The sequence below is a fragment of the Mesobacillus jeotgali genome (genome assembly GCF_900166585.1).
GTDB lineage: Bacteria > Bacillota > Bacilli > Bacillales > Cytobacillaceae > Mesobacillus > Mesobacillus jeotgali_A.
On the sequence record NZ_FVZC01000008.1, the window covers coordinates 366,302 to 378,857 of the forward strand.

Sequence of the window (12,556 nt, forward strand, 5' to 3'; positions counted from 1 at the left end):
AAAAACTGAATATGAACGGTTCCGTTTTAGCGATGACAATTGGCAGTATCATATTTTATAATTTGCTTATGTTGGTTATTGGGCCGTTTATATAGAAATACCAAAGAAATTTTAAGTGTGTAAATTCTTTAAGGGAACATTCTGGCAAAAAAACTAATCAAACGTTCATTAAATTTCCGGATTCAATCCATTATTACCCTTGAAAAAAGACGGGTAATTTCAACTTTTACCAAAAATATTGAAAGCGATTTCTGTGTAAGGTATACTGCAAGTAAGTTAATAACCGTGATGGAGTCGGGGAGAATCACACAGACAAATCCTTTTATCGGGGCAGTTTCTGTATGGATTCTCCTCTTTTCACTTTATAAGATAGTATCAACTTTTAACACTTAGATTAGTGTCTAGCTCCAGCGCCTAGCCCCTCGGGACACTTCGGTCCTGCCAATGAAGTCAAAAAAACGACTTCACTGTCAGGTACTCCGAGGCACACGATGTGCTATACCCGCCAGCCACAGGACGTGGCGTTTTTAGGCGGGCAGCGCTTGTCGGGGCTGACCAAGGCGCTTGCGCTTTTCAATTACAGGGGAGGAAAAAGGGATGGAAAAATTCATATTATCATTGGACCAGGGGACGACAAGTTCGAGGGCGATTCTTTTTAACAAAAAGGGCGAGATAGTCCATTCAGCGCAAAAAGAATTCACGCAGATCTTTCCGAAGCCGGGTTGGGTTGAGCATAATGCTAATGAAATCTGGGGTTCCATTTTGGCCGTTATTGCAAGTGTTCTTTCGGAATCGAATGTTAAGCCCGAGCAAATAGCCGGGATTGGAATCACCAACCAGAGGGAAACAACGGTTGTCTGGGACAAAGAAACCGGAGTCCCTGTGTATCATGCGATTGTCTGGCAGTCGCGACAGACTAGCAAGATTTGTGATGAGTTGAAGGCAGCCGGCCACAATGACTTAGTCCGTGAAAAAACCGGTCTCTTAATTGATGCCTATTTTTCAGGGACAAAAGTGAAATGGATCCTAGACCATGTCGATGGTGCCAGGGAAAAAGCGGAGGCAGGAAAGCTGCTGTTCGGTACGATTGATACATGGCTGATCTGGAAGCTATCAGGCGGGCAAGCACATGTGACAGACTACAGTAATGCCTCGCGTACGCTTATGTTTAATATACATGACCTTAATTGGGACGAAGAGCTTCTCAGTATCCTCGGAGTCCCAGCAGCTATGCTGCCGGAAGTTAGGCCATCTTCTGAAATGTATGCCAAAACGGCACCGCACCATTTCTTTGGCCAGGAAGTGCCAATCTCCGGGGCAGCAGGAGACCAGCAGGCTGCCTTGTTCGGGCAGGCATGCTTTGAGAAAGGCATGGGGAAAAACACTTATGGCACAGGCTGTTTCATGTTGATGAATACAGGTGAAAAAGCGGTGAAGTCGGAACACGGTTTATTGACGACCATTGCCTGGGGCCTGAACGGCAAGGTGGAATATGCACTTGAAGGCAGCATTTTTGTAGCTGGATCAGCACTCCAGTGGCTCCGCGACGGTCTGAGGATGTTGAAGGACGCAAGCGATAGTGAGACATATGCTGAAAAGGTAGAGTCGACTGACGGAGTTTATGTGGTGCCAGCTTTCGTTGGACTTGGAACTCCTTATTGGGACAGCGATGTAAGAGGGGCTGTATTCGGCTTGACCCGTGGTACGAGCAAGGAGCACTTCGTCCGTGCTACCCTTGAGTCGCTTGCCTACCAGACAAAAGATGTTTTGGCTGCGATGGAGGCAGATGCCGATATGGATTTGAAAACACTCCGGGTCGATGGCGGTGCCGTCAAAAATAACTTCTTGCTGAATTTCCTGAGTGATATTCTTGATGTACCAGTCGAACGTCCGGTCGTTAATGAAACAACTGCTTTGGGTGCAGCATATCTTGCTGGACTTGCGGTGGGTTATTGGGCAGATCAGCAGGAAATTGCCTCGCAATGGGCGATTGACCGGAAGTTTGAATCGAAAATGTCTGAAGAAAAACGTGAGCAGCTATACAATGGCTGGAAAAAAGCCGTTAATGCTGCGATGGTGTTTAAATAAAAATTTGCAATTAAGGAAGAGACCAATTAGCCTTTTTATGGCCTTTTGGTCTTTTTCTGTTTTAGAGGAACGGTTGTGCGACTTTTCGAAGGCATGAACTCAAATATAGACTAATGGCTCTTTTAGGTGCAATTTATTCAAGGTTAATATGAATAGGGGTGATGATGAGGCTATCATTTGACGAGGGTATCCATAATGTAGGATATTAATGTTAATTACCTTAATTTTCTAAATGGATTTAACATGAAGGGGTGCTGCTAGAAGTATGCAATCAATCAAATTTAAGGGTGGTTTTGTCCAAACGCTCAATCCTGAAGTCAGGCGACTCACAGCACAGGCAGCGCAGCTTCAGCAGGGCGTTTCGATGGTAAAAGGAAGCCTGGATGCAAGAATATCCTCTCGTCGGGGGATTGGTGCCAACCTCGCAAGAGCAGGCAGTTCTCTCGGGAAATTAGAACAGAGATTGAGTGAGTTGAATTCTTTCGTGAGCCAATCTGTTGAGTCCTATACATTAGCCGAAAACAGGGTGAACAAGAAGGCTGTTTCGCTCATCTCTTCATGGAATAAAGTATTTGGTGTTGGTGCAGGTCATAAGGCTGGGGCTGACGCAATAAAAAAGCAATTGTCAAAAGTGGATAGGAAAAATTCCACCTTTGATGAAATACTAAGTTACTTTGGTTTAGTTAATGAAAAGATGGGATTCATGGATGCTGCTCTCATTGGTTCACAATTGACATCCATGTTAACGGCTTTTGCTGTTGGCAAGAAGCTGCGTATCCATTACTTGGACGGAAAACCTTCACTCTGGCAGAAATTAAAAGGAGGATATAGGTTTTCTGTAGGGGCTGATGCATCATGGACCAGCAAAGGCAAATACAGTTCGAAAACAGCCAAATTTTTATATGACTTTGCCAAGTCGACACCCAACAATCCAATCACAAAGCAAATGCATAAAATCGTATCTTCCTACAATAACCCATCAGCTATACTAAAACATGTAGCTGGTTTCCCGAAAAACGCTAACTTTATGCGTGCTGAACATTTGATGAAGTCTATTCATGAGAGAATTGATATGGGGACAAAAGGTATGTTAAAAACCGTAGCAGAAGCTAAAGGGTTTGCTAAGGTTGGGAGAGGGATTCCTGTAGTAAGTACAGGAATTACATTCGCTGCCAGTTTCGCTGAGTTTAATAGTTCCCGTGATAGCCATAAAGGAATTGGTGAAAGTTTTGGAAGAGCAGTCGGCGGCCTCTCCTTAGATATGGCAGCCATCGGAACCGGAGCAAAAGCCGGTGCTATGATTGGCAGTTTGGGTGGCCCAGTTGGTGTTGTTGTGGGAGTAGCAGTGGGCGGATTTGTAGGCGGTTTGGTTAGCGTGAAATTCGGAGACCAAATTAAGGATATTGGTGGCCGTGCAGGAAAACTTGCTGGTGATTGGGTAAACTCAAGAGTCCCTGGATTGAAAAAGTCTATTTCAAGCTGGTTCAAATAATATTTAAAGATAAGATGAAGGTGGAATTTGATTGACATGACTGTTGAAGAAGTAATTTATTTTATAGAAATGACAATCGTTATCTGGTTCCTTTTCCAAAGCGGTTACGCGATGGCAGTTCTATTGGTGGGGAGAGTCATGATTGAGTATTATGAGTGGGGAATTTTTGAAAATCCATCAACACTCTATGAAAAGACCATTAATACCTTGCTTACAGTTACAGCAGGCGTAGGTCCGTTTATATACAAAAAATTATACAAAGTAAATTGGTTTTTTAGAAAAATTCTTATGTTGCTCTTTTTAATTTTGTTCGGAATCGCTGGGATTGTCATTTACCAGATTGTTAGTATCTCTTTGCGTTCATTATTCCTTTAAGGTACTGTTACGGAACAATGTAACTAAATAGTTCAAGTTACAAGATAAAGTAGAAAATCACGCGCGTGAATGGCGAAGAAGTTATATTTTTTATTGAGAAGGCAATCGCAATTTGGTTCATCGCTCAAAGCGGTTACGTTTTAGCTGTTTTAATATTAGGCATAGTCATGATTGAGTATTATGAGTGGGGAATCTATGAAAAACCATCTACACCCTATGAAAAACGACTAATACACTGTTAACTCAACAGTAGGTGTAGGGCCGTTCATCTATAAAAAATTATATAGGGTTAACTGGTTTTTCAGAAAGATTCTTATGTTGCTATTTTTAATTCTTTTTGGAATTATAGGAGTCATCATTTTCAATATTGTTAGCACAACTCTACGTTCGATTTTTCTGTAGTTAGTGCTTTTTTCGACAAGTATTCCACACGAGCGAATTCTATTGCTGGTTGTAACGGTCGGAAACCGCTATGAAAAGATGTTGCATACATTGGATAGGTATATGAAAAAGGATTTGCGTAGAATTCTTTTCGGTCATAATCAATTTTATATAAGAAGGATGTGGAAGGGCATGAAGCCACTTTTGGCGTGTACAACGGAAGAACTGGCATTATTAGTGACATTTTGCGGTTATCCTGAAGTAGGGAAGGGAATAGCTGAGTCATCTATGGGTGGTTTAACACCTGAAAAGTGGGAATCAGTCATGCAGGCCACAATTCATCAATTGATGCTCAAGCAAATATGGGACTATGAAAGGGAAGTGAATAACGAAGTTCCAATCAGCAAGGAAATGGAAACCTTCATTAAGTCCTATGTGGGGTCGCGATGGATGATTCGCTGCTCCTCCGTACCGGAACAACATATTTTAATGATCCATAAGATTGACGAAGAAATTTGGCTTTCCCACTTGATCGATCGGGATATCATCCATGAATTTGCCTACATAACATCGGAGGAACTGGCATCTCATATAAAAGAATATTATTCGTTTCAAGATATTGATTTTGCAGATGATATGTCATTCCAATTGACTGAGAATGATTTTGATTTGCTAAGTAATAGAAGTAATATTTCTGGACTGGAAGCCTATACATATTTGTCTTCTGAAGAAAGTAAAGCCTTCAATGAATTCACAAATTCTCTAGATTTAAAACAATGGTCGTTGAATAATATTTCGATGTTTAACCTTCCTGACCTGGATGCTGATCCGATGCTCACCAATATTGTGTTTTTTCTGCCGTCTTTAAAAGGAATTTGGATCGTTGAATACACAAACGAATCAGAAAGACCTATCCATATCAACTTGCGTTCCAATGAAGTATGGGAAGACATGCTTGATGGATTAGGACAAATTGCTTCAGATTTATAAATGAAAGGGAGCCTGATGACAGGCTCCTTTTGTCATCCAGTCAGCAGTAAAATTTTTGTGTATGATCAAAGGTAGATAATTTTACAAAAAAGTAGTAAAATTTTTAGTAAAATATAATATATTTTTACTTGGAGGGATTTTCATGGCGGTGTTGGTTACTGGCGGTGCCGGTTATATTGGGAGTCATACTGTATTAGAGCTTTTAAAGCGCGGGGAAGAAGTTGTAGTTATAGATAATCTGCAAAAAGGCCATCAAGAAGCCTTGTTACATGAAGCAAAGTTCTTCGAAGGAGATTTAAGGGACCCTGCATTCCTGGATCAGGTGTTCACTGAAAACGAAATTGATGCGGTCGTTCACTTTGCTGCAGACTCTCTTGTTGGCGAAAGTGTAGAAAACCCGCTTAAGTACTATGACAACAATGTCGGCGGAGCGATCTCACTTTTGAAAGCGATGTCAAAACATGATGTTAAGAAAATTGTATTCTCTTCCACTGCAGCAGTTTACGGTGAGCCGGATCTTGTGCCAATTCCTGAGACCCTGGAGACAAACCCGACCAATCCTTATGGGGAAACGAAGCTGGCAATTGAAAAAATGCTTAAATGGTCTGGGCAGGCGTATGGAATCCAGCATGTCGTGCTCAGGTATTTTAATGTAGCCGGTGCCGATCTTGATGGCAAGCTTGGGGAAGATCATCAGCCAGAGACACACTTGATCCCAATCGTGTTGCAGGTCGCACTGGGCAAACGTGAAAAGATCATGATTTTTGGGGACGACTACGATACACCGGATGGATCCTGCATTCGTGATTATATCCATGTGACGGACCTTGCGGATGCACATATCCTCGCGATCAAAAGACTGCGTGAGGGCGGTTCAAGCTCTGTTTATAATCTCGGGAATGGCAATGGCTTCTCCGTAAAAGATGTGATAGAACTTTCACGCAAGGTTACCGGCAAGCCGATTCCTGCTGAAGTAGCCCCTAGGCGTGCGGGAGATCCTGCTAGGCTTGTTGCTTCTTCTGAAAAAGCAGCGAATGAACTTGGCTGGAAGCCGAAACATGCAGCACTCGAAACAATGATTGACAGTGCCTGGAATTGGTTCCAAAAGCATCCCGATGGCTATTAAACTTCGTTGAAAAGGACAGGTGACGACATGGCAAACAATATTTTTACAGAGATAGAGCGGCTGCTTCAATACGGTGTGCAAAAACAGTTAATCGAAAAATGGGATATCGATTTTGCGCGCAACCAGGTCCTTGATGTTTTAGGACTGACTGAATGGGAAGAAACGGAGGCACCGTCTGAAGATGCGGATTCACCTGTTGAAATTCTTAGTGCAATGCTTGACTGGGCAGAAAAACAAGAAATCATTCCGATGGGCTCCGTGACCTATCGCGATTTGCTTGATACGAAAATCATGGACTGTCTCGTTCCAAGGCCATCATCTGTAATCAAGGAGTTCTATGGCAGGTACAACCATCAGGGTCCCGAACAGGCCACAGATTATTTTTACCAATTGTCCAAGGATACTTTGTATATCCGGACTGACCGGATTGCCAAGAACCAGCAATGGTATAGCGAGACAGAATACGGCAAACTGGAGATTACCATCAATCTATCCAAACCGGAAAAGGATCCAACGGCCATAGCCGCTTCCAAGAATCTTCAAAGCTCCAATTATCCTAAATGTCTTCTCTGCAAGGAGAATGTAGGCTACGCAGGACGAATCAATCATCCTGCCCGCCAGAGCCACCGGATTATTCCTGTGGACGTGAATGGTGAAACCTGGTATCTGCAATATTCACCGTACTTATATTACAATGAGCATTCAATTTTGCTGTCTGAAGAGCATCGTCCAATGAAGATATCAAAGGACAGCTTTGACAGGCTATTGCATTTTGTCGAGCAATTTCCGCATTATTTTATCGGGTCCAATGCAGACTTGCCGATTGTCGGCGGCTCAATCTTAAGTCATGACCATTTCCAGGCGGGAAAGCATGATTTCCCAATGGCCAATGCGCCTTTCGAGGAAATGTTCAGCTTGTCTGAATATCCTGGAGTAGAAGCTGGTCTCGTCCGCTGGCCAATGTCGGTGATCAGGCTGAGAGGTGAGGACCGTCATGCTCTTTCCGAGGCAGGGGGCAAAATACTTGAATCCTGGAAGCTGTACAGTGATGAAGAAGTTGGCATCTTAGCTGAAAGTAATGGAGAGCGCCATAATACGATTACCCCAATTGCCCGTTTTAGAGATGGCAAATTCGAGCTTGACCTCGTTTTAAGGAATAATAGAACAAATGAACAACACCCGCTGGGAATTTTCCATCCCCATCAGGATGTCCATCATATTAAAAAGGAAAATATCGGCCTGATTGAAGTGATGGGATTAGCTGTGCTGCCGGGCAGATTGAAAGAAGAAATGTCTTTGCTGGCAGGTTATCTGCTTGAAGAAGATCCTTTGGAAAAAATAAAAGCAGATGAACTAACCGAAAAGCATGCCGATTGGGCTTCTTCTATATTAGAGAAATACCCGAAGCTTCATGATAATGACCAAATTCTAAGAGAAGAGATTGGCAAGATCTTCGCAAGAGTGCTTGAAGATGCTGGAGTATTTAAGAGAAACGAACAAGGTAAAGCTGCATTCCTGCGCTTTGTGAAGTCGCTTGGGGAGGTTCACTCTTAATGGAGAAAATGATTTTTAAGGGCATTGAAGCTATTATCCTTGAAAACGACAAGCTGCGATGCACATTCTTGCCTGATTACGGCGGGAAACTGGCTAGTTTTTATGATAAAAGAGCTTCCTACGAATGGCTGTTTCAGGCGAAAAATGAGACTCTTGAGATACCGGAATACGGAGCAGATTTTTCAAAATATGATTCCAGCGGCTTTGATGAAGTATTTCCCAGCATCGACCGCTGCTTTCACCCTTTAAACGGGAAGGTCGTGCCGGACCATGGTGAGGTTTGGACACTTCCGTGGAAAGTGGAAGCAGATGGAGAAGGTCTGAGAATGGAAGTGGAAAGCCCGACATTTCCTTACAAACTCGTAAAAACAGTCTGGCTTGAAGGTGACACGCTGAAGTTTAACTACAAGGCTATCAACCTAAGCGATGAAGATTTTGCTTTTATCTGGACGCCGCATTCCCTTTTAAATTTTAACGAAGCAACGTTCATTAAGGTACCTGATGGACTGAATGAAATCATGACCGTTGAACATCAAACTGTCCATTTAGGTGAATGGGGAACTCGGCATCCATATCCAGTGACACAGTCGAATTCAGGTGAAAAGCTGGATCTATCCAGGGTACAGGGGCCGACAGACAGAACTTGTGAAAAGTTTTACTTCACTTCGAAGCTTCCCGAGGGCTGGTGTGCAGCGGTCCAGCCGGATCTAGGCACGCAGCTTGAATACCGATTCCCCGAAGAAAAGGTGCCATATCTGGGGTTATGGAAAACACAGGGAGGCTACAGAGGTGATTACAACTTCGCACTGGAACCATGCACAGGCATTTATGATGACGTTTATACCGCTGATAAAATCAGGAAAGTTTCAAAGATTCCAGCGAACGGAGAAACAAACTGGTGGTTTGAAATGAAGGTAACGAGATTAGATTAAGTTCCAATACAGAATTTTACTAGTAACAAATCGAGGTGTTGCCTAAACGGTAGCACCTTTTTTTCCCAGACTTTAATGAAAAATAGTATTTTTATAGACTGATGACAAAAACTAGTTAAAATACGACAAAAATTTTAGTAAAAAACATTTGACTAAAGACTAATATTTTACTAAAATCTTAACTAAGGTATGTAAACGCTTTCTGTATTTTGAAAAGATAGAATTGAAAGCGGCTGCATATGAGGTAATTCATTAAGGTTAAGGGGGAAGTAAACGCATGAAAAAGCTTTTAACTCTTTTTAGTCTCGTTGCCGCATTTGTGTTAGTGATTTCAGGCTGCTCTAACGACAGCTCTGGTGGCAAAGGGGAAGATGGCAAAGTGACACTCACTGCTTGGGCGTGGAATGTCAACGTCGGAGCTTTGAACGAAGCTGCTGAGAAGTTCAAAAAGGAAAACCCTAATGTTGAACTTAAAGTAGAAGATATTGGACGCCTTGATGTATATGACAAACTATCAACCGGCCTTGCGGCTGGCGGTGTCGGTCTTCCTGACATTGTGCTTGTAGAAGATGACAGGATTCATGGATATGTTGAATCATTCCCTAAAGGATTTTTAGATCTAACTAAGGAAGGCTTCGATAAGCATGGCGAATCTTTCCCTCAGTTCAAAAACGATATGGCAAAGGTAAATGATACCTATTATGCAATGCCATTTGATGCAGGCCCAACAGGAATGTTCTATCGCCGCAGTGTATTTGAAAAGGCTGGCGTGAACCCTGAAGAGATCCAGACATGGGATGATTTCCTTGAAGCCGGCAAAACAATTAAAGAAAAGACAGGCGCATTCGCAATGCCGCTTGATAAATTCAAAGATGATCCTACATTCCGTATGATGCTGAACCAGCTTGGTGTTTACTATTTCGATGAGAAAGGCAATATTGACCTGACACATCCTAAAGCAGTCCAGGCTATGGAAATGCAAAAGAAATTTGACGAAGCTGGCCTGATCAAAGATGTTGATGGCTGGAATGGCGTCGTTTCTGCAACGGTTGATGGTTCTGTAGCAACAATTCCGTTCGGTGCTTGGTACTATGGTACAATCATCGATCAGGCGAAAGATTCAAAAGGTGATTGGGGCGTATTCCAACTTCCTGCATTTGAAGAAGGCGGAAACCGCGCAGCAAACCTTGGCGGCTCAAGCTGGATGATTCCTGCTGCTTCAAAGAACGCTAAAGAAGCTTACAAATTCCTTGAGTACTTCTCAACAACTCCTGAGATCCAGACAATGGCAATGGAAAAGCACGGTCTTTTCCCATCATTGAACACTGCTTACGAAAGCGAACTGTTCACTGCTAACGACGAGTTCTTCGGCGGCCAGCCAATCTGGAAAATGTTCACTGAAGAAATGGCTGATGTTCCAACTGCTTACTACACTAAGGATTACTCTTTAGGGCTTGACGAAGCAATCAAGGCACAAGCTGACACATTCAATGGCAAAGATGCCGGCAAGGCTCTTGAAGAAGCTGCAAAACGCTTGAAAGACCGTACAAAGCGTGATATTAACAAACACTAATTTTGAATAACAAAATGAGAGATTTAGAGGCAGAAGGTCGGGGCTTTCTAAGTCTCTCGTTTTTTATAAAGATTCTCCAGGAAAAGTTAAATGGACATTTCGGAGAGTATGACATTCTAAAAAGTCTAAGAAGAAAGTTTTAATAGACATTTCAGAGGGTGAAAGCCGTCAAAGTGTCTAAGAAACAAGGTTTAATGGACATTTCGGAGAGTATGACATTCTACATCTCAGAGGGTGAATACAGTCAGAATGTCTAAAAAGCACCACCTACAAAGAAATCAAAAATCTCAATGCTCTTTTCCATCTCCACACAACCTTGTGAGGAAAGGGCTTTAATAAAAAGAAAGAAGGATGATCGATGAAGACCAAAGCATATGTACCATACTTATTCATCGCACCTGCTGTGATATTGTTCAGCATCTTTATGCTTTATCCAATCATTTCTTCATTCATACTAAGCTTCCAAACGAGTGCAGGCGGTGTGATGGAGTTTTCTGGATTAGATAATTACAAGCGGCTGTTTTCGGATGAAATCTTTTTAACCGCGCTTAAAAACACCTTTATCATTTTAATTATCCAAGTTCCTCTCATGTTATTTCTGGCTATCGTGGTTGCAACGCTGTTGAACTCGGCGCTCCTTAAGCTAAAAGGGCTTTTCCGGGTTACGTTTTTCCTTCCGGCTGTAACGTCACTGGTAGCATACTCAATCATTTTCTCCATCATGCTAATGAATGACGGGATTTTTAATCAGGTGCTGAACCTTTTTGGCATTGATTCGATTCCATGGCTTTCAAATCCATTCTGGGCAAAAGCATCCTTGATCATTGCGATGACATGGCGCTGGGTTGGCTATAACATGGTCATTTACCTTGCCGGATTGCAGAATATCCCGGAAGAGCTGTATGAAGCGGCAAGCATGGACGGTGCATCGAAGATCAGGCAGTTCTTCTCCATCACCATTCCGCAGCTAAAGCCAGTCATTTTGTTTACAGCGGTATTATCAACGATTGGAACGCTGCAGTTGTTCGATGAGCCGTACACTTTGACAAAAGGCGGACCTAGTGACTCTACTTTGACAATCGGCATGTACCTATATCAGACAGGATTCCGTTATTTCGAATTTGGCTATGCATCAACCATTGCATATGTAATCGTTGTGCTGATCGGCATCTTGACATTCATCCAATTTAAGGTGACAGGTGATCAAGAATGAAAAAACAAACTTCTATTAAAAAAATATCATTATATATTGCATTAGCCATTGGATCTTTAATTTCGCTTTTCCCATTCTACTGGGCCGCAATTGGCGCAACAAATGAGAGCGGAAAGATGTTCTCAAAACCGCCGGTACTGACTCCGGGAACTAAGCTGATGGAGAACCTCTCGAACCTTGATGAATCCATCAACATCGGACGTGTCATGTTCAACTCTCTATTCACAGCAAGTATCTACACGATTTTGGCTCTGTTGATTTCCACCATGGCAGCTTATGCGTTTGCCAAATTCGATTTCAAAGGTCGCAATGTGATTTTCGGGATTTTCTTGTTATCAATGATGATTCCATACCATGCGACAATCATTCCATTGTTTAAAATGATGGCGGCATTAGGCTGGCTTAACACGTACTGGGCATTGATCCTGCCAAACCTTGCTTATCCTTTTGCAATCTTCCTGATGAGACAGAATATGCTCGCATTCCCGACATCTCTGATTGAAGCGGCGAGAATGGACGGAGCAGGCGAGTGGAAGATTTTCTACAGCATCGTATTGCCATCAATGAAGCCTGCACTTGCAGCAACAGCGATCTTTCTATTCATGTTCCAGTGGAATAGCTTCCTATGGCCATTGATTGCGCTCTCTTCAACAGATATGTACACATTCCCTGTTGCGCTTTCCAGCTTGTTCGGCCTTTCCCGTATTGACTATGGCCAGGTAATGGCAGGTGTAACACTGGCAACTGTACCTATTATCATTTTCTTCCTGGTCCTACAGCGCCAGTTCATCTCAGGCATGCTTGGCAGCGCCGTGAAGTAAGGAGGAAGACG

Annotated in this window: 10 protein-coding genes; all 10 read left to right on the forward strand. The window is 42.7% G+C overall.

Going from position 1 to position 12,556, the window contains the following annotated elements; genetic code table 11:
• Positions 1 to 597: 597 nt before the first annotated feature.
• The 10 genes from glpK to B5X77_RS07075 all read left to right on the forward strand — a co-directional run bounded on the left by glpK (position 598) and on the right by B5X77_RS07075 (position 12,545).
• On the forward strand, positions 598 to 2,088 hold the full coding sequence (gene glpK, locus B5X77_RS07030) for a glycerol kinase GlpK (RefSeq protein ID WP_079506528.1): 1,491 nt from the start codon (positions 598 to 600) through the stop codon (positions 2,086 to 2,088).
• Positions 2,089 to 2,353: 265 nt separating this feature from the next.
• Positions 2,354 to 3,580: a hypothetical protein gene (locus B5X77_RS07035; protein WP_079506532.1), complete on the forward strand. Its 1,227-nt coding sequence runs from the start codon at positions 2,354 to 2,356 to the stop codon at positions 3,578 to 3,580.
• A 36-nt stretch (positions 3,581 to 3,616) separates the two neighbouring features.
• Positions 3,617 to 3,955, forward strand: a complete 339-nt coding sequence (locus B5X77_RS07040; RefSeq protein WP_079506534.1) for a hypothetical protein — start codon at positions 3,617 to 3,619, stop codon at positions 3,953 to 3,955.
• A 573-nt stretch (positions 3,956 to 4,528) separates the two neighbouring features.
• Entirely contained in the window at positions 4,529 to 5,326 is a 798-nt protein-coding gene (locus B5X77_RS07045) for a hypothetical protein (RefSeq protein WP_139378318.1), read from the forward strand.
• 142 nt (positions 5,327 to 5,468) lie between these two features.
• Positions 5,469 to 6,452, forward strand: coding sequence for a UDP-glucose 4-epimerase GalE (gene galE / locus B5X77_RS07050; RefSeq protein ID WP_079506538.1), 984 nt, complete (start codon positions 5,469 to 5,471; stop codon positions 6,450 to 6,452).
• Positions 6,453 to 6,479: 27 nt separating this feature from the next.
• Positions 6,480 to 8,006 (forward strand): UDP-glucose--hexose-1-phosphate uridylyltransferase, encoded by a 1,527-nt coding sequence (gene galT / locus B5X77_RS07055; RefSeq protein ID WP_079506540.1) that lies wholly within the window; start codon positions 6,480 to 6,482, stop codon positions 8,004 to 8,006.
• Complete coding sequence (locus tag B5X77_RS07060; RefSeq protein WP_079506542.1) at positions 8,006 to 8,938, forward strand: aldose epimerase family protein; 933 nt, start codon at positions 8,006 to 8,008, stop codon at positions 8,936 to 8,938. The genes galT and B5X77_RS07060 overlap by 1 nt, the downstream gene beginning before the upstream one ends.
• Before the next feature lie 277 nt (positions 8,939 to 9,215).
• Positions 9,216 to 10,511 carry an ABC transporter substrate-binding protein gene (locus B5X77_RS07065; RefSeq protein ID WP_079506544.1) on the forward strand — a complete coding sequence of 432 codons (1,296 nt, stop codon included), beginning with the start codon at positions 9,216 to 9,218 and terminating at the stop codon, positions 10,509 to 10,511.
• 358 nt (positions 10,512 to 10,869) lie between these two features.
• Positions 10,870 to 11,724 (forward strand): carbohydrate ABC transporter permease, encoded by an 855-nt coding sequence (locus B5X77_RS07070; RefSeq protein ID WP_079506546.1) that lies wholly within the window; start codon positions 10,870 to 10,872, stop codon positions 11,722 to 11,724.
• On the forward strand, positions 11,721 to 12,545 hold the full coding sequence (locus B5X77_RS07075) for a carbohydrate ABC transporter permease (RefSeq protein ID WP_176167254.1): 825 nt from the start codon (positions 11,721 to 11,723) through the stop codon (positions 12,543 to 12,545). Before B5X77_RS07070 ends, B5X77_RS07075 begins: the two co-directional genes overlap by 4 nt.
• Positions 12,546 to 12,556 lie beyond the last annotated feature (11 nt).